This window comes from Streptomyces sp. NPDC003456, from assembly GCF_042878735.1.
Taxonomy (GTDB): Bacteria; Actinomycetota; Actinomycetes; order Streptomycetales; family Streptomycetaceae; genus Streptomyces.
Genome location: NZ_JBIAOK010000003.1, coordinates 97,580 through 124,092 on the forward strand (window position 1 = coordinate 97,580; position 26,513 = coordinate 124,092).

At 74.4% G+C, this 26,513-nt stretch carries 22 protein-coding genes and 1 tRNA gene; 13 read left to right on the forward strand and 10 right to left on the reverse strand.

Annotated elements, in window-relative coordinates; translation table 11 throughout:
- Positions 1–179: 179 nt before the first annotated feature.
- The 6 genes from ACFYWG_RS11435 to ACFYWG_RS11460 all read left to right on the forward strand — a co-directional run bounded on the left by ACFYWG_RS11435 (position 180) and on the right by ACFYWG_RS11460 (position 8,413).
- Positions 180–1,073, forward strand: a complete 894-nt coding sequence (locus ACFYWG_RS11435; RefSeq protein WP_376333324.1) for an FAD binding domain-containing protein — start codon at positions 180–182, stop codon at positions 1,071–1,073.
- Positions 1,070–3,478: a 2Fe-2S iron-sulfur cluster-binding protein gene (locus tag ACFYWG_RS11440; protein ID WP_389200853.1), complete on the forward strand. Its 2,409-nt coding sequence runs from the start codon at positions 1,070–1,072 to the stop codon at positions 3,476–3,478. The genes ACFYWG_RS11435 and ACFYWG_RS11440 overlap by 4 nt, the downstream gene beginning before the upstream one ends.
- Positions 3,475–5,784, forward strand: coding sequence for a xanthine dehydrogenase family protein molybdopterin-binding subunit (locus ACFYWG_RS11445; RefSeq protein WP_383504377.1), 2,310 nt, complete (start codon positions 3,475–3,477; stop codon positions 5,782–5,784). Before ACFYWG_RS11440 ends, ACFYWG_RS11445 begins: the two co-directional genes overlap by 4 nt.
- A gap of 289 nt (positions 5,785–6,073) precedes the next feature.
- A complete protein-coding gene (locus ACFYWG_RS11450) occupies positions 6,074–7,156 on the forward strand; it encodes an SUKH-4 family immunity protein (protein ID WP_389200856.1) in 1,083 nt (360 codons plus the stop codon).
- A gap of 213 nt (positions 7,157–7,369) precedes the next feature.
- Positions 7,370–7,867 carry a DUF6083 domain-containing protein gene (locus tag ACFYWG_RS11455; protein WP_389200858.1) on the forward strand — a complete coding sequence of 166 codons (498 nt, stop codon included), beginning with the start codon at positions 7,370–7,372 and terminating at the stop codon, positions 7,865–7,867.
- A 204-nt stretch (positions 7,868–8,071) separates the two neighbouring features.
- A complete protein-coding gene (locus ACFYWG_RS11460; RefSeq protein ID WP_376333338.1) occupies positions 8,072–8,413 on the forward strand; it encodes a hypothetical protein in 342 nt (113 codons plus the stop codon).
- Positions 8,414–8,519: 106 nt separating this feature from the next.
- Here ACFYWG_RS11460 and ACFYWG_RS11465 read toward each other — a convergent pair.
- Positions 8,520–8,591, reverse strand: a tRNA-Cys gene (locus ACFYWG_RS11465).
- A 184-nt stretch (positions 8,592–8,775) separates the two neighbouring features.
- Between ACFYWG_RS11465 and ACFYWG_RS11470 the strand changes: the two genes are divergently transcribed.
- From ACFYWG_RS11470 to ACFYWG_RS11485, 4 genes are all read left to right on the forward strand, one after another.
- Positions 8,776–10,269, forward strand: coding sequence for an MFS transporter (locus ACFYWG_RS11470; RefSeq protein WP_389200860.1), 1,494 nt, complete (start codon positions 8,776–8,778; stop codon positions 10,267–10,269).
- A gap of 390 nt (positions 10,270–10,659) precedes the next feature.
- Positions 10,660–12,459 carry a DEAD/DEAH box helicase gene (locus ACFYWG_RS11475; RefSeq protein WP_376333344.1) on the forward strand — a complete coding sequence of 600 codons (1,800 nt, stop codon included), beginning with the start codon at positions 10,660–10,662 and terminating at the stop codon, positions 12,457–12,459.
- 299 nt (positions 12,460–12,758) lie between these two features.
- Positions 12,759–13,400 carry a helix-turn-helix domain-containing protein gene (locus tag ACFYWG_RS11480; protein ID WP_333933606.1) on the forward strand — a complete coding sequence of 214 codons (642 nt, stop codon included), beginning with the start codon at positions 12,759–12,761 and terminating at the stop codon, positions 13,398–13,400.
- A gap of 227 nt (positions 13,401–13,627) precedes the next feature.
- The gene (locus ACFYWG_RS11485) at positions 13,628–14,419 is read left to right on the forward strand and encodes a S16 family serine protease (RefSeq protein WP_383504360.1); all 792 of its coding nucleotides are present in this window, start codon (positions 13,628–13,630) and stop codon (positions 14,417–14,419) included.
- On the opposite strand, the gene ACFYWG_RS11490 is transcribed toward ACFYWG_RS11485, so the two are convergent.
- The 7 genes from ACFYWG_RS11490 to ACFYWG_RS11520 form a co-directional block, all read right to left on the reverse strand.
- Positions 14,416–14,595: a hypothetical protein gene (locus ACFYWG_RS11490; protein ID WP_383504357.1), complete on the reverse strand. Its 180-nt coding sequence runs from the start codon at positions 14,593–14,595 to the stop codon at positions 14,416–14,418. The genes ACFYWG_RS11485 and ACFYWG_RS11490 overlap by 4 nt on opposite strands.
- Positions 14,596–14,609: 14 nt before the next feature.
- On the reverse strand, positions 14,610–15,185 hold the full coding sequence (locus tag ACFYWG_RS11495) for an ArsR/SmtB family transcription factor (protein WP_376333350.1): 576 nt from the start codon (positions 15,183–15,185) through the stop codon (positions 14,610–14,612).
- Between the two features lie 65 nt (positions 15,186–15,250).
- Complete coding sequence (locus ACFYWG_RS11500) at positions 15,251–16,219, reverse strand: glycine betaine ABC transporter substrate-binding protein (protein ID WP_385420565.1); 969 nt, start codon at positions 16,217–16,219, stop codon at positions 15,251–15,253.
- Between the two features lie 116 nt (positions 16,220–16,335).
- A complete protein-coding gene (locus tag ACFYWG_RS11505) occupies positions 16,336–17,145 on the reverse strand; it encodes an ABC transporter permease (RefSeq protein ID WP_389200864.1) in 810 nt (269 codons plus the stop codon).
- A gap of 5 nt (positions 17,146–17,150) precedes the next feature.
- Positions 17,151–18,392: a betaine/proline/choline family ABC transporter ATP-binding protein gene (locus ACFYWG_RS11510; RefSeq protein ID WP_383504350.1), complete on the reverse strand. Its 1,242-nt coding sequence runs from the start codon at positions 18,390–18,392 to the stop codon at positions 17,151–17,153.
- Positions 18,385–19,032, reverse strand: a complete 648-nt coding sequence (locus tag ACFYWG_RS11515; protein WP_376333355.1) for an ABC transporter permease — start codon at positions 19,030–19,032, stop codon at positions 18,385–18,387. The genes ACFYWG_RS11510 and ACFYWG_RS11515 overlap by 8 nt, the downstream gene beginning before the upstream one ends.
- Positions 19,033–19,051: 19 nt before the next feature.
- Positions 19,052–19,522, reverse strand: a complete 471-nt coding sequence (locus tag ACFYWG_RS11520; RefSeq protein ID WP_333933600.1) for an Lrp/AsnC family transcriptional regulator — start codon at positions 19,520–19,522, stop codon at positions 19,052–19,054.
- 123 nt (positions 19,523–19,645) lie between these two features.
- Between ACFYWG_RS11520 and hppD the strand changes: the two genes are divergently transcribed.
- Positions 19,646–20,791 (forward strand): 4-hydroxyphenylpyruvate dioxygenase, encoded by a 1,146-nt coding sequence (hppD, locus tag ACFYWG_RS11525; RefSeq protein WP_383504346.1) that lies wholly within the window; start codon positions 19,646–19,648, stop codon positions 20,789–20,791.
- 93 nt (positions 20,792–20,884) lie between these two features.
- On the opposite strand, the gene ACFYWG_RS11530 is transcribed toward hppD, so the two are convergent.
- Positions 20,885–22,309 carry a tetratricopeptide repeat protein gene (locus ACFYWG_RS11530; protein WP_389200867.1) on the reverse strand — a complete coding sequence of 475 codons (1,425 nt, stop codon included), beginning with the start codon at positions 22,307–22,309 and terminating at the stop codon, positions 20,885–20,887.
- A 92-nt stretch (positions 22,310–22,401) separates the two neighbouring features.
- On the opposite strand from ACFYWG_RS11530, the gene ACFYWG_RS11535 reads away from it, so the two are divergent.
- Positions 22,402–23,808, forward strand: a complete 1,407-nt coding sequence (locus ACFYWG_RS11535; protein ID WP_389200869.1) for an FAD-binding oxidoreductase — start codon at positions 22,402–22,404, stop codon at positions 23,806–23,808.
- 69 nt (positions 23,809–23,877) lie between these two features.
- Here the strand turns inward: ACFYWG_RS11535 and ACFYWG_RS11540 are convergent, their stop codons facing one another.
- A complete protein-coding gene (locus ACFYWG_RS11540; RefSeq protein ID WP_383504338.1) occupies positions 23,878–24,288 on the reverse strand; it encodes an SsgA family sporulation/cell division regulator in 411 nt (136 codons plus the stop codon).
- Between the two features lie 244 nt (positions 24,289–24,532).
- On the opposite strand from ACFYWG_RS11540, the gene ACFYWG_RS11545 reads away from it, so the two are divergent.
- The gene (locus ACFYWG_RS11545; protein ID WP_389200872.1) at positions 24,533–26,401 is read left to right on the forward strand and encodes an RDD family protein; all 1,869 of its coding nucleotides are present in this window, start codon (positions 24,533–24,535) and stop codon (positions 26,399–26,401) included.
- Positions 26,402–26,513: the final 112 nt, after the last annotated feature.

A 26,513-nucleotide genomic window follows, 5' to 3' on the forward strand; every position in this document is an offset into this window, starting at 1 on the left:
ACTGGCGAACCCGTGCGAAATCGGACCATGACGCCGGTGAGGTGGGCGAATGCCTCCTACCGGACCCGTGTCTTCGGCGCTCGCCAAGATGTGCCAGAGTTGCCACGTCCGCCCTGTCAGCACGTACCGTACGGCAGCACAGGTGGGACCAGGTGGGGCAGCGGGAAGGGGCAGCCGGTTTGACCACGCACGCACCGCAGGCGGCGCAGGCCGTCACGCTGCCCACGACGCTGGACGAGGCCGTGGCGGCGCTCGCCGCCGTGCCCGCCGCCGTGCCCGTGGCCGGCGGCACCGACCTGATGGCCGCCGTCAATTCCGGGCAGCTCAGGCCCGCCGCGCTCGTGGGCCTCGGCCGGATCAGCGAGATCCGCGGCTGGCAGTACCAGGACGGCCACGCGCTGCTCGGCGCGGGCCTCACGCACGCGCGCATGGGCCGCCCCGACTTCGCGGCGCTCATCCCGGCGCTCGCCGCCGCCGCGCGCGCCGCCGGACCGCCGCACATCCGCAACGCGGGCACCCTCGGCGGCAACATCGCCTCGGCCGCCCCCACGGGCGACGCCCTGCCGGTGCTGGCCGCCCTGGAAGCGACACTGATCATCGCGGGCCCGGGCGGGGCCCGCCGGGAGATCCCCGTCTCCCACCTGCTCGCCGGGATGGACATGCTGCGCGCCGGTGAACTCATCGGCTACGTGCGCGTGCCCCTGCTGCACGCCCCGCAGGTCTTCCTGAAGGCCACCGGCCGCACCGGCCCGGGCCGCGCGGTCGCGTCCGTGGCCGTCGTCCTGGACCCCGCGCGCCGGGGCGTGCGCTGCGCGGTGGGCGCCATAGCGCCGATGCCGCTGCGGCCCCTGGAGGCCGAGCAGTGGGTCGGCGGGCTCATCGACTGGGACAACAACCGCGCGCTCGTCCCGGAGGCCCTGAACGCCTTCGGGGAGTACGTCGCCGCGGCCTGCATCCCCGACGCCGCCCCGGGCGAGGACGGTTCCGCACCGCAGCTCCCGCCCGCCGTACTGCACCTGCGGCGCACCGTCGCCGCGCTGGCCCGACGAGCACTGGGGAGGGCGCTGTCGTGACCGACGACCAGCACGGAGAGGGCACGCCCCGCAACGGCAGCCGCTGGGACCCGCTGCCCCAGGGCGAGTACGACGACGGCGCCACCGCCTTCGTGGAGCTTCCCGAGGGCGGCGTCGACGCCCTGCTGGCGGCCGACAGCCCGCTCGCCGCGCCGGGCCACGGCTACGTGCCGCCGCAGATAACGGTCAGCCCCGCGACTTCCGCCGGCACCGACCCGGCGGCCACCGGCAGCTGGCCCGTACCGGGCGCGCCCGCCGACGGGGCGCAGTGGCACGGGATCCCCCCGGAGCACGGGCAGCAGGGCCACGACGTGCCGGAGCCGCCCTACGGTTCCGACCCGTCGTACGGCGCGCAGGTGCCGTACGGCTCCGGGGCGCCGTACGGTTCCGCGGCGCCCTACGGCACCGGCGCGGGGCATCAGGACGCGGGGCAGCACGGCGGCGACGACCGGTTCACCTACGAGCCGGGAAGCACCGGGCAGTGGACCTACGAGGACCCCGGAGCGGACCGGCCGGCACCCGGCCATGACGTGACCGGGCAGTGGTCCATCCCCGTCGCCGGGGGCGACCTGCCCGACGAGTCGGGCGAGTTCACGACGTCCTCGCTGGTCGAGCAGTGGGGCGGCACCCCGCCGGCGACCCTGCCGGGCGGCGCGCCCGCCCCCTGGGCGAGCCAGTCCGCCGGACAGCCGTGGGGGCAGCAGGCCCCCGCCGGGCAGGAACACCCCGGAGCGGACCACGGCCGGGCGCAGCACGGCACCGCGCAGGGCTACGCCCCGGAACCGCTGCCTGACGGGCTCCGGCCGGGGGAGAGCGTGCCGCACGCGGGCGACGGGGACCACGCGGACCCCTCGCAGGGGCACGCGCACCCGCACGGTGGCCACGCCGGAACGCACGCGGGCCACGCGGGGCCCGACCAGGACCCCGCGCTGCCGCACGCGTCACCCCCGGGCCCGGACGAGGACCCCGCCTCCCAGGACGCTCACGCGGCCTCCCACGGGACCCCTGCCGCTGCCGGGGACGAGCACCACACCGATCCGCACGGCCGCTTCGCATACGCGCCGGAGTACGCGCCGGAGCCCCCCGGTGCCGGGCACGCCGACGGCACCGGCCACGCGCCCGGCGAGCCCGCCGGGGCGGAACCCCCGGCCATCGAACACGAGCACGGCGGGCAGCCGTCCGGCCTGGACGGCCACGACCACGACCACGCCTCCGACGCGACGACCCCCGACCACGGCCCCGACGCGGCGCTCCACGGCCCGTCCGGTCCCCACGAGTACGGGCACGGGCCCGGGTCCGGGCCCGGGCCTGACGGTCTCCCCGCCGAAACCGGCGCCGAGGCCGCGCCCGCCGGGCCCGGGCAGTCCGGCCACACCTCCGAGCCGACGGACGGACCCGGACACACCCCGGACCCCGACGGCCCGGCCGGAACCGCGCCCGGGTCCGCCCGGCCGCATCCCGGGGCCGAGGACCCGCAGTCGGCCGAGGAGCCACAGGGCGCCCAGGAGGCCGCGGAGCCCGCTTCGGTGACCGAAGACCCCGCCGCCCACGCCGAGGGCGCCTCGCGGGCCCAGGAGGGCGCCGACAGCACCGCGGAGCCGGGCGCCGGTCCCTCTCCCGAGGCGGACGGCGAACGGGAGCCCGCCGAGCACGGAGGCCCGGACGGCCGGGCGCCCGACGGCGCCCCGGCCCCCGCGGGCGCGCACGAGCCCGGCGCGCCGGGCGGGTCCGCCGCCACGGCCCCGCAGGAGGAACACCCCCTCGCCTCCTTCGTCCTGCGCGTCAACGGCGCCGACCGCCCCGTCACCGAGGCCTGGATCGGCGAGTCCCTGCTGTACGTGCTGCGCGAGCGGCTCGGGCTCGCGGGCGCCAAGGACGGCTGCTCGCAGGGCGAGTGCGGGGCGTGCAACGTCCAGGTCGACGGGCGCCTCGTCGCCTCCTGCCTGGTCCCCGCCGTGACCGCCGCCGGCAGCGAGGTCCGCACCGTGGAGGGACTGGCCGAGGACGGCCGGCCGTCGGACGTGCAGCGGGCGCTCGCGCGCTGCGGCGCCGTGCAGTGCGGCTTCTGCATCCCCGGCATGGCGATGACGGTGCACGACCTGCTGGAGGGCAACCCGGCCCCGACCGAGCTGGAGACCCGCCAGGCACTGTGCGGCAACCTGTGCCGCTGCTCCGGCTACCGGGGCGTGGTCGAGGCCGTCAAGGAGGTCGTCGCCGAGCGCGAGGCGCTGGCCGCGCCCGCCGACGCGGACGGCGACGAGGCCCGCATCCCGCACCAGGCCGGCCCCGGCGCTGGCGGCGTCAACGCCTCCGCCTTCGGAGCGCCCCCGGAGCCGCACGCGTCCGGACCGCACTCCCCGCACCCGCACGACCAGTCCCACGGCCAGGACGGAGGCCCCGCGTGAGCAACGAAGCAGCCACCGCGCAGGCCGCGGAGGCGCCCCCCGGCCCCGAGCCCCTGCCGCACGGCCTGGGCGCCTCCCTGCCGGCCGCCGACGCCCGCGCCAAGACCGAGGGCACCTTCCCGTACGCCGCCGACCTGTGGGCCGAGGGCCTGCTGTGGGCGGCCGTGCTGCGCTCCCCGCACCCGCACGCGCGCATCGTGTCCATCGACACCACCCACGCGCGCGAGATGCCCGGCGTCCGCGCCGTCGTCACCCACGAGGACGTCCCCGGCAGGCCGGTGCACGGGCGCGGCACGGCCGACCGCCCGGTGTTCGCCTCCGAGGTGGTGCGCCACCACGGCGAGCCCATCGCGGCCGTCGCCGCCGACCACCCCGACACCGCGCGCATGGCGGCCGCCGCCGTCATCGTCGAGTACGAGGTGCTCGACCCGGTCACCGACCCGGAGCAGGCCTTCGAGGCCGAGCCGCTGCACCCCGACGGCAACCTGATCCGGCACATCCCGCTGCACCACGGCGACCCCGAGGCGGCCGGCGAGATCGTCGTCGAGGGCCTGTACCGCATCGGCCGCCAGGACCCCGCGCCCATCGGCGCCGAGGCGGGCCTGGCCGTACCGCGCCCGGACGGCGGTGTGGAGCTGTACCTGGCCTCCACCGACCCGCACGCCGACCGCGACGCGGCCGCCGCCGCCTTCGGCCTGGAACCCGAGCGCGTCAAGGTCGTCGTCACCGGCGTCCCCGGCGCCACCGCCGACCGCGAGGACGGGGGCTTCCAGCTCCCGCTCGGCCTGCTGGCGCTGCGCACCGGCTGCCCGGTCAAGCTCACCGCCACGCGCGAGGAGTCCTTCCTCGGGCACACCCACCGCCACCCCACCCTGCTGCGCTACCGCCACCACGCCGACGGCGAGGGACAGCTCGTCAAGGTCGAGGCGCAGATCCTGCTCGACGCGGGCGCCTACGCCGACACCTCCGCCGACGCCCTGGCCGCCGCGGTCGCCTTCGCCTGCGGCCCGTACGTCGTGCCCAACGCCTTCATCGAGGGCTGGGCCGTCCGCACCAACAACCCCCCGTCCGGCCATGTGCGCGGCGAGGGCGCCATGCAGGTCTGCGCCGCCTACGAGGCGCAGATGGACAAGATCGCCAAGAAGCTCGGCCTCGACCCGGCCGAGGTGCGGCTGCGCAACGCCCTGGCCACCGGCGACGTCCTGCCGACCGGCCAGACGGTGACCTGCCCGGCCCCGGTCGCCGAACTCCTCCAGGCCGTGAGGGACTTCCCGCTGCCGCGGCTGCCCAAGGACACCCCCGAGGACGAGTGGCTGCTGCCCGGCGGGCCCGAGGGCGCGGGCGAACCGGGCGCCGTGCGCCGGGGCGTGGGCTACGGCGTGGGCATGGTGCACATGCTCGGCGCCGAGGGCGCGGACGAGGTCTCCACGGCGACCGTGAAGGTCCACGACGGGGTGGCGACGGTGCTGTGCGCGGCCGTCGAGACCGGTCAGGGCTTCACCACCCTGGCCCGGCAGATCGTCCAGGACACCCTCGGCGTCGACGAGGTGCACGTGGCGCCCGTCGACACCGACCAGCCCCCGGCGGGCGCGGGCTGCCGCGGCCGGCACACCTGGGTGTCGGGCGGCGCGGTGGAGCGCGCGGCCAAGATGGTCCGCACCCAGCTGCTCCAGCCGCTCGCCCACAAGTTCGGCATGTCCACGGAACTGCTGCAGATCACCGACGGCAAGATCACCTCGTACGACGGCGTCCTCTCGACGACCGTCAGCGAGGCGCTGGACGGCAAGGAGCTGTGGGCCACCGCCCAGTGCCGCCCGCACCCGACCGAGCCGCTCAACGAGGCCGGACAGGGCGACGCGTTCGTCGGCATGGCCTTCTGCGCGATCCGCGCGGTGGTCGACGTCGACATCGAGATCGGCTCCGTACGGGTCGTGGAACTGGCCGTCGCCCAGGACGTGGGCCGGGTCCTCAACCCCGCGCAGCTGGCCGCCCGCATCGAGGCGGGCGTCACCCAGGGCGTGGGCATCGCGCTCACGGAGAACCTGCGCACGCCCCGCGGCCTGATCCGCCACCCCGACCTGACCGGGTACGCCCTGCCGACCGCACTCGACGCGCCGGACATCCGCATCGTGCGGCTGGTTGAGGAACGGGACGTGGTGGCGCCGTTCGGCGCGAAGGCGGTCAGCGCGGTGCCGGTGGTGGCGTCCCCGGCCGCGGTCGCCTCCGCCGTGCGCGCCGCGACGGGCCGGCCGGTCAACCGCCTGCCGATCCGCCCCCAGGCCGCGGTGGTCACGGACCGCTCCTGACGCCGTCCGGCGGGTTCCGGCGGTGTGCGGCCGGTCCCTGCGTGCGTGTCCGTCCCCGGCCGCGAAGGGCCCGACGGGCTCGGAGGGAACGCGCACGGGTGGTTCGGGCGTCCTCACAGGTGACGGGTCGTGCGGGCCGGGCATCCGGCTCGCGGGCGCGTCGCTGCTCCGGGGCGTTGTCAGTGGTGGCGCGTAGTGTTCCGGTCAGTGGGGGACGGCTGCCGGGCCTGGCCGGGCGGCTCGCCGTACCCCCTTCGGGGGACGGTGGCGAGCGCATGCGGGGGACTTCATGAGGACGACGGACACCGGTTGCGTGACGATCACTCTCACCCGGCCCGAGCCGGACCCGTGGGTGGCGTACCTGCCGGAGGGGCACTGGCTCATCGGCCCCGGACTGCCGTACGCCGACGGCGTGCTGGGCTTCGGGCAGCCGAGGGGCGACGGCCCGCGCACGGTCGCCGGGGTGACCGGCGAGACCTCCGCCACGCACTTCCGCCGGGCCCGGCCCGCCGTGATGGACCGACGGCTCCTGACCCCGGCCCTGCGGAAGCTGATCCGCTGTGCGGAGGTCACGGACGAACTGGCCGGGCTGCGCCGCCAGTTCGCCGCCCGCGCCGGCCGCTGCGGCCCGGAGGCGGTGGCCGAGGCGTCCCGGCACCTGCTGTCCGTCTTCCGCGACGGTGAGGGCGGCGCACCGGGCCCCTTCGCGGTGATGGCGCCGCTGATCCGCCCCCTGTCGCCGCTCGCGGGCCGCGACGGCGGCTCCGGCCTGTCCCTGGACCTCCCGCACCGCCTGCTGGGCCAGGAGTTCGGCCCGCGCGGGGTCGTCCGCTTCGAGGACGTCGACTTCCCCGCGGCCCTCACCCACGAGCCGACCCGCCGCTTCCTGCGCGAGGTCGGCCTGCCGGAGGAGGCACACGTCTTCTCCCTCGACACCGACGTCCCGCTGGCGACGCCGTCCGGGTACCACGCCGACTGCGCGGCCCCGGCGTGCCCGCCCGCCGGGGCCGGCCACCTGATACGGCTCGGTTCCCTGGTGGAGGGCCACAGCCTGCTCGTGGACGGCGAGACGGGCGCGGTCCTCGACTGGGACGAGACCGAGTCGGCGCTGCGCCCGCTGACCACGGACGTCTCCACCCTCGCCTTCGCCCTGTGGCTGCTGCACCGGGAGCAGACGCCGGACACCCGCGTGTCCCACGCGCTGACGCCCGACGCGCACGACCAGCTGGCCATGACGATGCTCCAGGTCCTGGCCGCGGTCGACCCGACGGGCGTCGCGGCGGACGGGGCGAAGGGCCACGACCGGGCCGAGACGGCGCAGGACGGGACTGACGGGGCGGACGGAGCGGACGGAGCGGACGGGGCGCCGTGAGGACGGGTGGCACCCGCCCGCGCACGCTCGACCGCGCCGGGGTGAGCGCACGCTGAGGACGGCGGGGGGAGAGCGACGACGGTCCGAGCGTGCCGGTGAGCGGCCGTGCGCCTCCCGTCGCGGCGAACGGCGTCCCGCTCCCTCCTGGTTGCGCCCGTTGCGCCCCGAATGCGCTCTGGCGTGTCCCCGGCCACCGGCCGCACGCTCGAACCCATGGGGGATACACGCGAGTCGAGCATCGTCCCGTTACCCGGACCCGACGGTCACCGGCAGGCGCCCCCGGGCGTGCCGCGGCCGTGGGAGAGGACCGACCTGGCCCAGGCGGCGCTGGAGGGAGCCACCGGCCCGGAGCCGCCCGCCCCGCCCCTCTGCCCCGCCTGCGGCCTGGTCGGCGACCGCCGCGTCACCTACTACGGCCGGCACGTCCTGCTCGAACCGGACCTGCCCGTACCCGCGCACATCGTGCCCGCCTGGCACCGCTGGTACGTCGACGCCGACGGCACGGCGTGGAACAGCCGCGAGACGGAACCGGAGCCGGGGGCGGTGTGCCGCATCCCGCACCGCATCACCTGCCCCGCCCTGCGACTGGAGGAAGTCGGCCTGTGGCGCTGGCTGGACGCGGTCCGAGCGGAGAACGCGCGCAGAGCCCTGCGCGGGGCCGTCGGCGCACCGCCCCCGAAGCCCCCGGAGGCCCTCCCGAACGCCGGCTGACCGCACGGGCGCCTGCCCTGCACAGCGCCGGCAGCGGCGGCAGGAACCGTGCCCCGGCTTTCCGCTCGAAGCGGCTGCGGGACCTTTTTCAACGCTTGTCTCTGTAATTGTCGAAGCTTCAATCAGGGTTTCATTTTCGGCGTCAGGGGCAGGTTGCGAAGTTGCGTGAACCGCGGTTGCATGGAATTGCGAGCCAGGAGTGAGGTGACGGAAATGGTGGCCGAAGTCAAGTTCGTCAGGCTTGAATGCCTGGAGACAGAGGACAATGGTGCGGACGAGCTGTACATGCACTACAACGGTGGCCACTTGGCCGGCATCCAGGATGTGGAGACCGGAGGCAGTTGGCAGCTCGATATCTTCAAGAACGTCGACGGTGACGCCGTGGTCTCCCTTTTCGACGAAGACGACATTGATGAGGACGACAACCTTGGCACCATCGTCATCAGCGAATCCGAGGTGAACAGTGGGCTTCGTTCGCAGGATTTCACGGGCGACGAAGCGCACTATCGCCTCTTCTACCGGGTTCGTCCCGCCGACAACGACTGACGGTCGGCCCGAAAGGTGCTGACGCTCCAGAAGCCGCACGACGTTCCACCAGGGCGGCACCCCGGCAGGGGTGCCGCCCTTTCCTTTTGCCTGGTGAAGGCGTAAGAGGCCGTGGCGGGATTCGAACCCACGTAACTCGCTTTGCAGGCGAGCCCCTGAACCACTCGGGCACACGGCCGTGTTCGTACCTGGTGCAGTGAACGTAGGGGCCCGAGGGCCCGGGGTTCAAGGGGAGCCGGCGGTGTGCAACGGGACTGCCATACGGCGTTCATGAAACGGGGGGAGGCGTACGACCAAGGTCTCAGGGCGGGGGCGTCTCGCGACAGGGGTCAAACAGGGGCACGGGCCTTACGCTGGCGGGCATGAATGTCCCGAAGCCGCGTGACGCGGACGTCCTGGCTGCCGATGGCCCGCTCCCGCTCGCGGGCGCGGAGGAGACCGTGCTGGGGCGCACGTACCGCGCCCTGAGCTTCGGCATCGTCTCCGTCGTCCTGCTCATCGCCTTCGAGGCCACGGCCGTCGGCACGGCGATGCCCGTCGCCGCGCGGGAGCTGGACGGGGTGTCGCTGTACGCGTTCGCGTTCTCCGGGTACTTCACGACCAGCCTGTTCGGCATGGTGCTCTCGGGCCAGTGGTCCGACCGGCGCGGTCCCCTCGGGCCGCTCACCACCGGTATCGCCGCGTTCGGAGCCGGCCTGCTGCTGTCGGGCACCGCCGGGGCGATGTGGGTGTTCATCCTGGGCCGGGCCGTGCAGGGACTCGGCGGCGGACTGGTGATCGTCGCCCTGTACGTCGTCGTCGGGCGGGCCTACCCGGAGCGGCTGCGGCCCGCGATCATGGCCGCGTTCGCCGCGAGCTGGGTCCTGCCCTCGATCGTCGGCCCCCTCGCCGCCGGGACGGTGACCGAGCAGCTGGGCTGGCGATGGGTGTTCGTCGGGATACCCGTGCTCGTCGTCTTCCCGCTCGCCCTCGCCCTGCCGCAGATACGGCGGCGCGCGTCCGGGCCCGTGGAGGAAACCACCCCGGCGGATGCGTCCGCACGCGCCGGTGCGTCCTCCGCCTCCTTCGACCGGCGCCGCATCCGCCTCGCCCTCGCCATCTCCCTCGGCGCCGGTCTGCTCCAGTACGCCGCGCAGGACCTGCGGCCCCTGTCGCTGCTGCCCGCTGCCGCCGGTGTGGCGCTGCTCGTGCCCGCCGTGCGCGGGCTGCTGCCGCGCGGCACCTACCGGGCCGCCCGCGGGCTGCCCTCCGTCGTGCTGCTGCGCGGTGTGGCGGCGGGGTCGTTCATCGCCGCGGAGTCGTTCGTGCCGCTGATGCTCGTCACCCAGCGCGGGCTCAGCCCGACCCTGGCCGGGTTCTCCCTCGCCGCGGGCGGCGGGACGTGGGCGCTGGGGTCGTGGGTGCAGTCGCGGCCGCGGGTGGAGCCGTACCGGGAGCGGCTGGTCACGGTCGGGATGCTGCTGGTTGCGGCGGCCGTCGCCACCGCGCCGAGCGTGCTGGTCGACTCGGTGCCGGTGTGGACCGTGGCCGTCGCCTGGGCCTTCGGGTGCTTCGGGATGGGCCTGGTCATCTCCTCCACGAGCGTGCTCCTGCTGAAGCTCTCCGCACCGGAGGAGGCCGGCAGCAACTCCGCCGCCCTGCAGATCTCCGACGGCCTGTCCAACGTCGTCCTGCTCTCCGCCGGCGGCGCGGCGTTCGCCGCGCTGGGCGGCGGCGCGGTGTCGCACGCCGCCGACCGGACCACCGGCTCCCACCCGGCCGCCTTCGCCGCGGTGTTCCTGCCGATGGCCGTGGTGGCCCTGGCCGGCGCGTGGGTGTCGACGCGGCTGCGGGAAGCAGGCCCTGAGCGCGGCTGAGCAGACACCGGGCCCCGGCCGCGCGCCCGGCTGAGCGGCCCCCGGACCTGAAGCCCGGCCGGGCCGACCCGGATTCGCGGCTCACCTGCTGCCGAGCGGTCGCCGGGCCCCGCCCCGAAGCCCCGCCGAGCGGGCACCGGGCCCGGGCCCCAAGCCCCGCCGAGCGGTCACCCGGCTCCGGATCGCGCCCGGCTGGAGGCCGGCGGGAGTCACACCCCCGCCCGCCCGGCGGGGAAAGCGGGGGGCGTTGTGACGTGGGTCCCACCCGTCCGCGGCGCGGCCCGGTCCGGGCGTGGTGCGGCTCGGGGCGCCGGTAGGGTGGCCCGGTTGTCATACGTAGCCGAGCCGTCAGGCTCCCTCGCACGAGCCGCCCGACCCCCAACGGAGACCGTGACTACCACCGCCGGCACCAGCACTGCCTCGCACCACCTGTCCCCGGCGTTCCCCGGCCGCGCCCCCTGGGGTACCGCCAGCAAGCTGCGCGCCTGGCAGCAGGGCGCGATGGAGAAGTACATCCAGGAGCAGCCCCGGGACTTCCTGGCGGTCGCCACCCCGGGCGCCGGCAAGACGACCTTCGCGCTGACGCTGGCGTCCTGGCTGCTGCACCACCACGTCGTGCAGCAGGTGACCGTCGTCGCCCCGACCGAGCACCTGAAGAAGCAGTGGGCGGAGGCCGCCGCCCGCATAGGGATCAAGCTGGACCCGGAGTACAGCGCCGGTCCGCTCGGCCGGGAGTACCACGGCGTCGCCGTCACGTACGCCGGTGTCGGCGTGCGGCCCATGCTGCACCGCAACCGCGTCGAGCAGCGCAAGACCCTCGTCATCCTCGACGAGATCCACCACGCCGGTGACAGCAAGTCCTGGGGCGAGGCCTGTCTGGAGGCGTTCGAGCCGGCCACGCGGCGGCTGGCCCTGACCGGTACGCCCTTCCGGTCCGACACCAACCCCATCCCCTTCGTCACGTACGAAGAGGGCAACGACGGCATCCGGCGCTCCGCCGCCGACTACACCTACGGCTACGGCAACGCCCTCGCCGACAACGTCGTCCGGCCCGTCATCTTCCTCTCCTACAGCGGCAACATGCGCTGGCGCACCAAGGCGGGCGACGAGGTCGCCGCCCGGCTGGGCGAGCCCATGACCAAGGACGCCGTCAGCCAGGCCTGGCGCACCGCCCTCGACCCGCGCGGCGAGTGGATGCCGGCCGTGCTGCGCGCCGCCGACCAGCGGCTGACCGAGGTCAGGAAGGCCATCCCGGACGCGGGCGCGCTGGTCATCGCCTCCGACCAGGACTCGGCGCGCGCCTACGCCAAGCTCATCCGGGAGATCACCGGCAGCAGTGCGACGCTCGTGCTGTCCGACGACTCGGGGGCCTCCGAGCGGATCGACGAGTTCAGCGCCAACAACGACCGGTGGATGGTCGCGGTGCGGATGGTGTCCGAGGGCGTCGACGTGCCGCGCCTCGCGGTCGGGGTGTACGCCACCACCATCTCCACACCCCTGTTCTTCGCCCAGGCCGTGGGCCGTTTCGTGCGGTCCCGGCGGCGCGGCGAGACGGCCTCCGTGTTCCTGCCGACCGTGCCCGACCTGCTCTCCTTCGCCAACGAGATGGAGCGCGAGCGCGACCACGTCCTCGACAAGCCGAAGAAGGCGGGGGAGGAGGACCCCTACGCCGAGTCCGAGAAGGAGATGGACGAGGCGAACCGGGAGCAGGACGAGGACACCGGCGAGCAGGACATGCTGCCCTTCGAGGCGCTGGAGTCCGACGCCGTCTTCGACCGGGTCATGTACAACGGCGCCGAGTTCGGCATGCAGGCCCACCCCGGCAGCGAGGAGGAGCAGGACTACCTCGGCATCCCGGGACTGCTGGAGCCCGACCAGGTGCAGCTGCTGCTGCAGAAGCGGCAGGCCCGGCAGATCGCGCACAGCCGCAAGAAGCCGGACGAGGAGGCCGACCTGCTCGAGCTGCCCGCCGAGCGGCGGCCGGTGGTCTCCCACAAGGAGATGATGGAGCTGCGCCGGCAGCTCAACACCATGGTCGGCGCGTACGTCCACCAGAGCGGCAAGCCGCACGGGGTGATCCACACCGAGCTGCGGCGGGTCTGCGGAGGGCCGCCGGCGGCGGAGGCGACGGCCGGGCAGCTGCGGCAGCGCATCGCCAAGGTGCAGGAGTGGGCCACGCGCATGAAGTGACGGCCCGGGCCGGCCAAACAACCTGGGGGGCGTGCATACCGCCGCAAACGGAAGCAGTACGCCCCGGGCCGTGACCGGATTCTGGACGGAGCCTTCCGCTCAGCGAACCGGCTTCGCTACTGTCCCGCTACGCACACGCCCCGTGGCAGCGCCGCCGCGGAGCGCAGCCGTGAAGCGACGCGGCCCGGACAGGCCGGGCCGCCGGCCGATCGGCGGCCTCTGAAGCGCGTCGCCCACGGGACCGGTGACGCATCCGCCGACCGGAGAGCCGCCGACCTCACCACTAAGGAGTGGGCGTCGTGACCGCGGAGACCTCTCAGACGCTCGATCGGGGACTGCGCGTCCTCAAGCTGCTCGCCGACACGGACCACGGACTGACCGTGACCGAGCTGTCCCTGCGGCTCGGCGTGAACCGGACCGTCGTGTACCGGTTGCTCGCGACCCTGGAACAGCACGCGCTGATACGCCGCGACCTGGGCGGACGGGCCCGGGTGGGACTCGGTGTGCTGCGGCTCGGGCGGCAGGTCCATCCCCTCGTACGGGAGGCCGCGATGCCGGCGCTGCGGTCGCTGGCCGAGGACATCGGCGCGACGGCGCACCTGACGCTGGTCGACGGGGCGGACGCGCTCGCCGTGGCCGTGGTCGAACCGACGTGGACGGACTACCACGTCGCCTACCGGGCCGGGTTCCGCCACCCCTTGGACCGGGGCGCCGCGGGCAAGGCGATCCTCTCGGCCCGCCGTCACCCGCCGGCCGGCCCCGGCTACACGCTGACCCACGGGGAGCTGGAGGCCGGTGCCTGCGGCGCGGCGGCGCCGCTGCTGGGTGTGACGGGCGTCGAGGGCAGCGTGGGCGTGGTGATGCTGGCGGACGTGGTGCCGGAGCGGGTCGGCCCGAGGGTGATGGACGCGGCTCGCGAGGTCGCGGAAGCCCTGCGCTGACACCGGACGCGCCCCGTCGGGGCGTCCGGGCGGGGCCAGGCGGAACGGCCGCCGGCTTGTCTCCGGCCGTCGTGGACTCGCACCGGTCACGGACCCCCTCGGACCCCCGGCTGACCTACGAGGGGCGACGAGCACACCGCCCACCTCGGGATCTGCGCACGGCAGCGGGCAGAGCCCCGTCTGCCCCGGCCCGGGGCGGACGCGGCGCTGCGCGTTAGATTGGCTTCGTGCTCTCTCGCCTCACGCGCCCCCGGGCCCTCGCCGTCTGCGCCCTGCCCGTCGTCGGCCTGCTCGCCGCGGCGGTGTTCGCGCCCCTGCCGTTCTCGGTGGCGCAGCCGGGGATGACGGCGAACGTGCTCGGTGAGAACAAGGGCTCCGAGGTCATCACCATCTCGGGAGCGCCCGTCCGGGACACCCGCGGACAGCTGCGGATGACCACCATCGAGGCCACCTCCCCGGACACCCGCGTCTCGCTCCCCGACGTGGTCGACGGCTGGCTCCGCACCGACCAGGCGGTCATGCCGCGCGACTCGGTCTACCCGAGCGGCGGCGACGTGCGGGAGATCCAGCGGCACAACGAGGAGCAGATGAAGCAGTCCCAGGACGCGGCGACCGAGGCCGCGTTGGACTACCTGGGCCTGGACGACAAGGACGTACAGGTCGATCTGAAGCTCGCGGACGTGGGCGGGCCGAGCGCGGGGCTGCTGTTCTCGCTCGGCATCATCGACAAGCTCGACGGCGACGGCACGGGCGGGGACCTCACCGGCGGCCGGGTCATCGCCGGTACGGGCACCATCGACGCGGCGGGCAAGGTCGGTGCGGTGGGGGGCGTCGCCCTCAAGACGCAGGCCGCGAAGCGGGACGGGGCGACGGTGTTCCTGGTGCCGAAGGCGGAGTGCGGGGACGCGCGGGCCGAGCTGCCCGAGGGGCTGCGGCTGATCCCCGTGACCACGCTGAAGGGCACGGTCGATTCGCTGGTGGCCCTGGAGACCGGCAAGGGGTCCGTGCCCAGCTGCTAGGAGTGGGCGGGGACCGGGCGGGGCCGCAGGGCGAGCTTCAGCCCGACCTCGACCAGGGCCCAGCCGACCCGGGTGCGCAGGGCGGCACCGTCTGCGGTGGTGCGGGGGGCGTCGGCCTCGGCACGGAGTTCGGCGGCGCGGGCGTGGTGCAGGGCCAGGTGGATGTCCGGATGCATCGGATGGTCGCCTCTCATGGCGTCGTCTGGCGGGGGAAGAGGTGCGTGTGGACGCGCACGGTCTCCGCGCCCGGGGTGCCCTCCGGCGCGGTGCGGTAGCTCTGCACCAGGTCGTGCATCTTCGCGACCAGCTCACGGGCCAGTTCGGGGGTGAGCCGCAGGGTGAAGTCGCTCAGGTCGGTGGCGCCGTCCCACTCCTCGCCCCAGTCGTGCGCGGTGCCGAGCCAGGTCGCGACCTCCTGGGTGTGCACGTTGGCGAGTTCGTAGCGGAAGAGCGCGACGGCACCGCGCACCGCCGGGTCCGGGTCGCTGATCAAGGTCTCGTCGAGCTGGACGCCCTGGTCCACCGCCTTCCACCAGCGCTCCCGCCCCTTGCCGCGCTCCGGATCGTCGGCGACGAAGCCGTGCGCGGCGAGCTGGCGCAGGTGGTAGCTGGTGGCACCGCTCGACTCGCCCAGTTTCTCGGCGAGCCGGGAGGCGGTCGCGGGGCCGCCGCGCCGCAGCGCGATCAGCAGCTGCATCCGCAGGGGATGGGCCAGGCCGCGCAGGGAGCGGGCGTCGAGGAGCCGGGCGGAGTGGTCGTCGGGCATGCGTCCAAAGGTAACGTTGCAAAGGAGGCTTTGCAACGTCTTCTTTGTAAGTCGTCCCCAGGGGGTCAGCCCTCCTTGACGAAGCCCTCCTTCACCAGCCAGTCCAGTGCGACCTGGTGGGGATCCTCGCCGTCGACGTCCACCTTGGCGTTCAGCTCCTGCGCCACCGCGTTGTCCAGCTTCGCCGTCACCGGATTCAGCACCTCGGCGATCGCGGGCCACTCCTTCAGCGTCTTGGCGTTGACCATGGGGGCGGCGTTGTAGTTGGGGAAGAACTTCTTGTCGTCGTCCATCACCACCAGGTCCATCGACTTGATGCGCCCGTCGGTGGTGAACACCTCTCCGTAGGTGCAACTCCCCTTGGCCGTCTGGGTGTAGATGATCCCGGTGTCCATCTGCGTGATGTCCCGCGCCGGTACGGACATCCCGTACCGCTTCTGCATGCCCGGCAGGCCGTCCGCCCGGTTGGCGAACTCCACCTCCACGCACAGCTTCACCGCGCCCGGGTCGCTCTTCGCCAGCCTCGCCACCTCGGACATGGTCGTGGTGCCGTACTTCTCGGCGTTCTTCCGGTTCATGGCGAGCGCGTAGGTGTTGTCGAGCTTCGACGGCGGCAGCCAGACCAGGCCGTTCCCGGCGTCCTCCTTCTTCACCGCCTCCCACTGCTCGCCCGGGTCGGTGATCGGCCGGTTGTGGCCGAGGTAGGTGATCCAGGCGGTGCCCGTGTACTCGTACCCGGCGTCCGCGTCGCCCTTGCGGACCGCCTCGCGGCTGCCGATGGACCCCTGGATGCCGGTGCGGTCGATGACGTCCGCGCCCGCCGCCTCGAACGCGATGCCCATGATCGAGCCGAGGATCAGCTGCTCGGTGAACGACTTCGACGTCACCGTCAGCTGCGCGCCCTTCAGCGGCTCGCCCTTGCCGATCGAGCCCGGCTGCACGTCGTCGGTCAGGGGCGAGCCGCTGGTCAGCCCGCACCCGGCCGCCGCCGTCAGCAGCCCCGCCGCCAGCAGGCACCGGACAGCCGCCGACAGGCACCGGACACCCGCCGCCCCAGGAGGGCCCGCCGGGACACCCCGGGCGACGGCCGGCACGCACCGGACCACCACCGGCACACCCCGGGCCGCCGCCGGCAGGCGTCCGTGCCGGGTCACGGCTGGAGCCCTTTCGGCCGCAGCAGCAGTTCCGCCAGGGAGGCCAGCCAGTCCACCAGCAGCGCCAGCACCACCGTGAAGACCGAGCCCAGCACCAGCACCGGCATCCGCTGGTTGGTGATGCCGGTGGTGATCAGCACGCCCAGGCCGCCGCCCCCGCCGAAGACCGCCAGGGTGGCCGTGCCGACGTTGAGGACGAGGGCCGTCCGCACACCCGCCAGGATCAGCGGGACGGCCAGGGGCAGTTCGACCCGGGTCAGCACGCCCGTCGGTGACATGCCGATGCCGCGGGCCGCCTCCAGCAGGGTCGGGTCGTTGGCCTTCAGGCCGGCGATGGTGTTCGACAGCACGGGCAGGATGGCGTAGATGATCATGCCGGTGAGGGCGGCCCGGCGCCCGATGCCGAGCCAGATGACCAGCAGGGCCAGCAGGCCGATCGCCGGGGTGGCCTGGCCCATGTTGGCGAAGGCCATCGCCACCGGCGTGGCTCTCCTCGCCGGGCCCCGGGTGAGCAGGATGCCCAGCGGGATGGCGATGATCAGCACGAAGAACGTGGAGATCGCGGTGAGCTGGATGTGCTGCCACAGCGCCTTGGTGACCTGGCCGCCGGAGAGCGCGTTGCGGGTGAGCGCGTCCAGGTCGGCCTGCTGGAACCACAGCCAGGTCGCCAGCAGCACGGCGATCAGGGCCACGGGCAGGAACGTCAGCTTCTGCCAGGTGATCGGGGACGGCGGGCGCGGGGGCGGCGGCGTCTCGCCGGCCGTCCCGGGGCTCTCCCCGGCCTCCGCCTCCGTCTCCACCCGCACGGCCGTCACCGCGCCGCCCCCGGGCCGCCGGCGCCCTCCTGCTCGGCGTGGGTCAGCGAGGCCCGCGACGACTCCAGTTCGTGCTGGTGCTCCATCGCCTCCAGGCGGTCGGCCTCCAGCATCTCGTGCACGGAGTTCATCAGCGTCTCCATGTCGACGACGCCCGTGTACTCCCCTCGCCGCCCGGTGACCGCCACCCGCCCGGCGTTGTCGGTGAGCACCGCCTCCAGCGCGTCCCGCAGGGTCGCGTCCCGGGTGACCGTGTCGTGCACCAGCGTCCCGGCCCGGGCCAGGGAGCCCTTGGCCCGCATCAGGTCGCCGCGCCGCAGCCACTTGTAGGGGCGGCCCCGCCGGTCCAGCAGCAGGATCTCGTTGGTGCCGCTGCCGCGCAGCCGGTTGAAGATCTGCTGCAGCGGATCGTCCAGCGTGACCGTCGGGTAGTCGGTGATCTCCACGTCCCGCACCCGGGTCAGGTTCAGCCGCTTCAGCGCCGCCCCGGCGCCCACGAACCCGGAGACGAAGTCGTCGGCCGGGTTGGTCAGGATCGCCTCGGGGGTGTCGAACTGGGCGATGTGCGAGCGCTCGCGCAGCACGGCGATGCGGTCGCCGATCTTGATGGCCTCGTCGAAGTCGTGGGTGACGAAGACGATCGTCTTGTGCAGTTCGTGCTGGAGGCGGATCAGCTCGTCCTGGAGGTGGTCGCGGGTGATCGGGTCGACCGCCCCGAACGGCTCGTCCATCAGCAGCACCGGCGGATCGGCCGCCAGCGCCCGGGCCACGCCCACGCGCTGCTGCTGCCCGCCGGAGAGCTGGCGCGGATAGCGGCCGCGGAACTCGCCCGGGTCCAGGCCGACCAGGTCGAGCAGTTCCTCGGTCCGCTCCTTGATCCGGGCCTTCGGCCAGCCGATCATCCGCGGGACCAGGCCGATGTTCTGCGCGACCGTCATGTGCGGGAACAGCCCGGCGGACTGGATCGCGTACCCGACCTTGCGGCGCAGCTTCACCGGGTCCATGTCGGTGACGTCCTCGCCGCCCATGCGGATCCGGCCGCCGGTCGGCTCGATCAGCCGGTTGATCATCTTGAGCGTGGTCGACTTGCCGCAGCCGGAGGGGCCGACGAACACCACGACCTCGCCCGCCTTGATCTCCATGCTCACGTTGTCCACGGCGGGCTGCGCACTGCCCGGGAAGCGCTTGGTCAGCCCCTCCAGCTCGATCGAGGCACCGTGGTCGCCGGTCTCAGGCACGGATCCCCCTCGGAATGGTCAGCCGCCCGATCAGGACGTACGCGGCGTCGAACAGCAGGGCGAGGACGATGATGCCGAGCGTGCCGGCGAGGACCTGGTTGAGCGCGTTCGCGCTGCCCAGCGAGGCCAGCCCGCGGAAGATGACGTTGCCCAGGCCCGGCCCCGAGGCGTACGCGGCGATGGCCGCGATGCCCATCAGCATCTGCGTGGAGACCCGGATGCCGGTCAGGATCGGTGGCCAGGCCAGTGGCAGCTCGATCCGCAGCAGCCGCGCCGGACGGGACATGCCGATGCCGGTGGCCGCGTCCACCAGGGACGGGTCGACCCCGCGCAGCCCCACGATCGCGTTGCGGACCACCGGCAGCAGCCCGTACAGCGTCAGCGCCACCACCGTCGGCGGCACGCCCAGCCCCACGACCGGGATGAGCAGACCGATCAGGGCGAGGGCCGGCACCGTCAGGATGGTGGCGGTGGTGGTGGTCGCGAGGTTCCCGGCCCACTCGCTGCGGTAGGTCGCGACGGCGATCAGCACCCCGAGCGCGGTCGCGACGACCATGCACTGGAAGACGGCGCTCGCGTGCTGGTAGGCGTCCGTGAGCAACTGCTGGTGCCGGTTGACCAGGTACTCCCAGAAGTTCACACGCGCTCACCCCTACACGTCAGGTCTCCTCCGCGGCCTGCTCCACGAGCGGGATGATCCGCAGCGGAACGGGGTTCTCCATGACGATCGCCGTGGAGGCCCGGACGATGCCATCAAAACCGACGACCCGGTCGATCACACGCTGGAGATCGGCGTTGGAGCGGGCCACGAGCCGGCACAGCATGTCCCCGCTGCCGGTCGTGGTGTGCAGCTCCAGCACCTCCGGCACACCGGCCAAGTGCGCGCGCACGTCGGCACCTTGACCCTGGCGGATCTGCAGCGTGGCGAAGGCCGTGACCGGGTAGCCGAGCGCCGCCGGATCCACCTCGGGGCCGAATCCGCGGATGACTCCGTTCGACTGAAGCCGGTCCAGGCGGGCCTGCGCGGTGCCCCGGGCCACACCCAGCCGCCGGGACATCTCCAGCACCCCGATCCGCGGCTCGCGGGCCAGCAGCAACAGGATCCGGCCGTCCAGATGATCGATCGCCACAGCAGCCTCCCGGCATGGTCATCCTGTACAGAAAGACCGTCGGTACGCCCGTATTGCTGAACAGGTTGCCCAGCCGAAACGCAAACTATTGCGCACCTTGCCGACTGGGGAGACCCTGCGCCTATGACGCAGACCACACACCACACTCCCGACACCGCCCGGCAGGCCGACCCCTTCCCGGTCAAGGGAATGGACGCGGTCGTCTTCGCCGTGGGCAACGCCAAGCAGGCGGCGCACTACTACTCCACCGCCTTCGGCATGAAGCTCGTCGCCTACTCCGGACCGGAGAACGGCAGCCGCGAGACCGCGAGTTACGTCCTGGAGAACGGCTCCGCCCGGTTCGTCCTGACCTCGGTCATCAAGCCCACCACCGACTGGGGCCACTTCCTCGCCCGGCACGTGGCCGAGCACGGCGACGGCGTCGTCGACCTCGCCATCGAGGTCCCGGACGCCCGCGCCGCGTACGCCTACGCCCTGGAGCACGGCGCCCGCTCGGTGGCCGAGCCGTACGAGCAGAAGGACGAGAACGGCACGGTCGTGCTGGCCGCGATCGCCACCTACGGCGAGACCCGCCACACCCTGGTCGAGCGCTCCGGCTACGACGGCCCCTACCTGCCCGGCTACGTCGCGGCCAAGCCGATGGTCGAGCCGCCCGCGCAGCGCACCTTCCAGGCGATCGACCACTGCGTCGGCAACGTCGAGCTCGGCCGCATGAACGAGTGGGTCGCGTTCTACAACAAGGTCATGGGCTTCACGAACATGAAGGAGTTCGTGGGCGACGACATCGCCACCGAGTACAGCGCGCTGATGTCCAAGGTCGTCGCGGACGGGACCCTGAAGGTCAAGTTCCCGATCAACGAGCCGGCCATCGCCAAGAAGAAGTCCCAGATCGACGAGTACCTGGAGTTCTACGGCGGCGCCGGGGTGCAGCACATCGCACTCAACACCAACGACATCGTGCGGACGGTGCGCACGATGCGCGCCGCCGGCGTGGAGTTCCTCAACACGCCCGACTCCTACTACGACACGCTGGGGGAGTGGGTCGGCGAGACGCGCGTGCCGATCGACACCCTGCGCGAGCTGAAGATCCTCGCCGACCGCGACGAGGACGGCTACCTGCTGCAGATCTTCACCAAGCCGGTCCAGGACCGCCCGACGGTCTTCTTCGAGATCATCGAACGCCACGGCTCGATGGGCTTCGGCAAGGGCAACTTCAAGGCCCTGTTCGAGGCGATCGAGCGCGAGCAGGCCCGCCGCGGCAACCTCTAGCCGTCCGGCGTCCCCCGGGCCGTGCGGGTGTCACGGGGCACCCGCACGGCCCGACGGGCCTTTCCCACCGGGTCCGGGCGCGGATCCGGCACGTCAGCCGGCCAGCTCCGGTGGCCGTACGTCCGGCGGGTCGCCGAGTTCCTGCGCCGCCGCCCGGGCCGCAGGGGCGTGCAGCGGGGAGAAGTGCGGGTTGATCCGGAGCGCCTCCGCCAGATGCCGGCGGGCGGCGCCGTACCGCTTCAGCTCCCGCTCGATCATGCCGCGGTGGTACATGAACACCGCGCTGCGCACCCCGCCCCCGCGCTCGGCGTCCGTCGCCCGCACCGCGTACCGCAGGCCCTCCTCGGAGCGCCCGGCCCGGTGCAGCGCCCAGCCGAGCGCGTCGGCGACCTCCGTGCCCGGCTGCCGCGCGTACTCCGCCCGCAGCCGCCGCACCGCGGCCCGGGGATCACCGTGGTCGGCCTCGTACCGCCCGAGGACCAGCTCCTCGTCGGCCCCCGCAGCGGTGGCGTCCCGCACCCGCTCGCGCAGCAGGCCGTACTGCTCCCGGGCCTCCTCGCCCCTCCCCAGCGACTCGTACAGCTCGCCCAGTTCCAGCGCGTGGCCCGGCAGCGGCTGCCGGGCGAGCGCTGCCCGGTAGGCGTCCAGCGCCTCCCCCGTGCGCCCCAGCGCGGCCAGGGCCCGGCCCCGGCCGGCCAGCGCCGGCCCCAGTCCGGCGTCCAGGCGCAGCGCCTCCCGGAAGTGCCGCAGCGCCACCCGGGGGTCCCCGCGCTCCCAGGCCAGCTGCCCGGCCCGCTCGACGTAGGCCGCCCGCTCGGCCGGCTCCCGCGCGCCCGCCGCCGCGTCCGCCAGCGAGGCCGCCGCGTCCTCGCGCCAGCCGCGGTCCCGGTACACCCACGCGGCCCGCGCCAGCACCGCCGGCCCGGAGCGCAGCCCGGTCAGCCGGTCCAGCATCCGCTTCGCCGCCGCGTGCTCGCCCAGCCCGGTGCAGGCGTCGATGAGCAGCGGGTACGTCGTCCACCGCCGGGGCTCCAGCTCGCGCGCCCGCTCGGCCCAGCGCCGCGCGGCGGGGAAGTCGCGCCGGGCGTTGGACAGCGCGGCCAGCCCGGTCAGCGCTCCCACGTTGCGCCGCGGCCGCACCGACATCGACCTGCGCAGCGCCCGTTCGGCCCGCGGGTAGAACGCCGGGTCGCCCAGGCGCCGCCCCTGCTCCACGTACGCCGTCCCGAGCACCGCCCAGGCCGTCGCGTCCCGCGGCCGCGCCCGAACGTGCTCCTCCCGCTCGTCGATCAGCTCCGCCAGGCCCGCCGGATCGGCCGGCACCCCGGCGCCGACCGCCGCCCTCGCCAGCGCCCCGGGCGACGGCCCGGCCGGCTCCCCGGGCCGCTCCCACGGCAGCGCCCACAACACCCCGCCGAGCACGGCGCACCCCGCCACCGAGCCGATCAGCACCCGCGCGCGGACGCGGCGCAGCGGGCCGTTCTCCCGCCGACCGAAGCCCTCCTCCTGGTTCTCCATGGCGCTCACTGTGCGTCACCGCGGCGAGCGCGCCCGGGCAGGTGAAGGGTGCCGCCGACGGGGTTCACACCGATGGCCCCGGGTGCGAACCTGTGATCATGAGCCGTATCGAAGCGCCTCGCGACGACCGGACCGGCAAGCTCGTCGACCTGCTGCTCGGCGGCCTGCCCGCCGAGGCGGTCCTCACCGACCCCGACGTCACGGCCTCCTACGCCCACGACATGGCGAGCTTCTGCCCGGCCGGCACCCCGGCCGCGGTGGTCCTGCCGCGCACGGTCGAAGAGGTCCAGCACGTGATGCGCACCGCCACCGCCCTGCGCGTCCCCGTCGTCCCGCAGGGCGCCCGCACCGGACTGTCCGGCGCCGCCAACGCCTCCGAGGGCTGCATCGTGCTGTCCCTGACGAAGATGGACCGGATCCTGGAGATCAGCCCGGTCGACCGCATCGCCGTCGTCGAACCCGGAGTCGTCAACGCCGCCCTGTCCCGGGCCGTCGGCGAGCACGGCCTGTACTACCCGCCGGACCCCTCCAGCTGGGAGATGTGCACCATCGGCGGCAACATCGGCACCGCCTCCGGCGGCCTGTGCTGCGTGAAGTACGGGGTCACCGCCGAGTACGTCCTCGGCCTCGACGTCGTCCTGGCCGACGGCCGCCTGATGTCCACGGGCCGCCGCACCGCCAAGGGCGTCGCCGGCTACGACCTGACCCGCCTGTTCGTGGGTTCCGAGGGCTCGCTCGGCATCGTCGTCCGGGCCGTCCTCGGGCTGCGGCCCAAGCCGCCAGCCCAGCTGGTGCTGGCCGCCGAGTTCGCCTCCGGCGCCGCCGCGTGCGACGCCGTCTGCCGGATCATGGAGGGCGGCCATGTGCCGTCACTCCTCGAACTCATGGACCGCACGACGGTCAAGGCCGTCAACGACCTGGCGCAGATGGGCCTGCCCGAGACCACCGAGGCCCTGCTGCTCGCCGCCTTCGACACCACCGACCCGGCCGCCGACCTGGCCGCCGTCGGCGCGCTGTGCGAGGCGGCCGGGGCCACCCAGGTCGTCCCCGCCGACGACGCAGCCGAGTCCGAACTGCTGTTGCAGGCCCGAAGGCTGTCCCTCACCGCGCTGGAGGCGGTCAAGGGCGTGACGATGATCGACGACGTGTGCGTGCCGCGCTCCCGGCTGGCCGAGATGCTCGCCGGGGTCGACCGGATCTCGGCCGAGTACGGGCTCACCATCGGCGTCGTCGCCCACGCGGGCGACGGCAACACCCACCCGACGGTCTGCTTCGACCCCGCCGACCCCGAGGAGTCCCGGCGGGCCCGCGACTCCTTCGACAAGATCATGGCCCTGGGCCTGGAACTCGGCGGCACCATCACCGGCGAACACGGCGTGGGCGTCCTGAAGAAGGAGTGGCTCGCCCGCGAGATCGGCCCCGTCGGGATGGAGATGCAGCGGGCCGTCAAACACGCCTTCGACCCGCTGAACATCCTGAACCCCGGCAAGCTGTTCTGACCCCTCGGCGAAGCGCCGGACCCACCCCGGCCGGACCCACCCGGCCGGGCCGGCCCTCGCTGCCCGGCCTCACTGCGCGAGCAGTTCGGCCAGTTCGTCGTCGAGGCCGAGCTGCTCGGACTCCGTCCCCGGCGGGACCACGCGCAGGGTGCGCTCCAGCCAGGCCGACACCTGCCCCGCCGGGGCCTCCAGCAGCGCGTCCCCGTCGGGCGAGGTCAGCGCCATCAGCACCACGTCGCGCCCGTCGGTCTTCGTCGGCCACACCCGCACGTCCCCCTGGCCGCAGGGGCGGAAGACACCCTCCACCAGCAGGTCCCGGGCGAACGTCCAGTGCACCGGGTGCTCGCAGTCGACGTGGAAGGTGACGTGGACGGCGTAGGGGTCGCCGGTGAGGTAGCCGAGCCGGGCCGGCACCGCGATCCGGTGTTCCGGCGACAGGACGAGGTTCAGTTCGAGTTCGCGCTCCACCACGCTGTGCATGACGTGTTCCCTTCCGCTGGCGGCCGGCCGCGAGGGCCGTTCACCCGGTGGAGAGCGGGAAGGGCCCGCGGCATTACGCGGGTCGCGCAGGCTTTTTCGCAGGGATGTCCGCCGGGGTGGCGCCCTGCGTAGCACATCGGTGCTCGAAAGGGGCCGGTCCGGTGGGAGCGGCCGTGGGCGTCGCGCCGGTCTGATAGATGTGGAGCCCCCCAGTTGGCCCCCGAGCAGATACGGGACGACGGACATGAGCGCCCCAACCCCGGCCCCCGGTGACGACAGGCCCCGCGAAGGGTATTACCCGGACCCGTCCATTCCTGGATACGTCCGGTACTGGAACGGAGCGTCCTGGGTCCCGGGCACCAGCCGTCCGGCGCCGAACGACGGCGAGCCGCTCGCGCCGCCGCCCGGTGCGGGGACGGCACCCGCGTCGGTGGAGGAGACGGGCCCGCACTTCTTCGACGAGGACCCCGTCGACGAGCCGTCCCCCGCCGACGCGCAGCACGGCAGCCGGCCCGAACCGGCCTCCGCCTGGGGCGCGGACCGCTCCCGCCAGTCCGGCTTCGGAGGCGACCAGGACCGCCGGGTGTCATGGGGGTCACCACAGGGCGCCCAGGGCGCGGGACCGCAGGGCGGGGCACCGCAAGGTGCCCCGGGCGTACAGGGCGCGGGACAGCAGGGTGCGGCCGCGCGGCCGGGGGCCGATCCGAGGGTGGCGCGCGCCGACGGCCGCGCTGCGGGCGGTGCCTCCGCCCCGGCCGACGGCACCGCGTCCGCCGGGGACCGGAACGCCGCCGGGGACGGCACGTTCGTCTTCCGCCGTCCGGCGGGCGGCCCCGGCGCACCGAGCGCCCCCGGCGCGCCCGACGACGGCACCATGACCTTCCGCGCGGTCCCGCCCCGGACAGCGGCTTCCGCCGCCCCGGCCCCGAACGCCGCCCCGGGCACGGCGCCCGGCGCGCAGGCCCCCTCGACGGCACCGGGCGGCGCCCCGTCAGGTCCGGCCTTCGGCGGGCACGGTGGCGCCCCGGGCTCCGGTGCTGGGGCCGGTGACGCTTCCGCAGGGCCGGGTGGTGCTCCGTCAGGTCCCGCCTTCAGCGGGCAGGCGGGCGCCGCGGTGACGGGTGCTCCGGCCGGGGCGGGAGGCTCCGGTGCGCCGGGACCGGCCGGTGCCTCGCCCGCGGCCGCCTTCGGCGCCCTGAGCGGTTCTCCGGCACCGGGCGGCGCCCCGTCAGGTCCCGCCTTCGGCGCGCCGGGCGGTGTTCCGGCGCCCGTCGGCGACGCCGGGGCGGTCGGCGGTGCGGCCCCCGCGGGGCCGGGCGGGGCCGGCAACGGGCCCGGGTTCGCCGCCGGGAAGGCCGCTGCCGCCCGGGCCGCCGCGGCGCAGGCCGCCGCCGCGCCCGCGGCCGGGTCCGGCCCGCAGGCGAGCCCGACGGTGCCGCCGCAGTCCGCCGGACCCGGCACCCCGCCGGGCGGCGCCGCCCCGCTCAGCCCGGGTCCCGGCGGCGGCCAGTCGTCCTGGGCGCAGCAGGTGCACCGGCTCGCCGGTGGCGCAGGCGGGGACGAGCAGCCCGTCGCCCCCTGGAAGCCCCCGGTCGAGGACGTGTTCCAGGCGGCCGCCCGGCGCCAGGCCTCGGCCCGCCCCGCAGGACTCGGCAAGCGGCTGGCCGCCCGGCTGCTGGACACCGTCGTCCTCGCCGCGGTCACCGCGGTCGCCGCCGTCCCGCTCGGCGCCAAGGCCGTCGACCACGTCACGGAGAAGATCGACGCCGCCAAGCTGTCCGGCGAGACCGTCACGGTCTGGCTGCTCGACGGCACCACCTCGGTCTACCTCGGCATCGTCCTGGCCGTCCTGCTGCTCGCCGGCGTCGTCTCCGAGGTGCTGCCCACGGCCAAGTGGGGCCGCACGCTGGGCAAGAAGCTGATGGGCCTGGAGGTGCGGGACATCGAGGGGCACGAGGCACCGGAGTTCGGCGCGGCCCTGCGGCGCTGGCTGGTCTACAGCGTGCCCGGGCTCCTGGTCGTCGGCCTGGTCGGGATCGCCTGGTGCCTGTTCGACCGGCCCTGGCGCCAGTGCTGGCACGACAAGGCCGCCCACACCTTCGTGGCGGGCTGAACGGCGCAACCGGCGGCATCCCACGTCGTCCCGCGGCATCCGGCAGCACCACGCTGCCGCCGCGGCGGGTGATCACGTACTCCGGACGGCCGTCTGCCGGATGCGGCGCCGG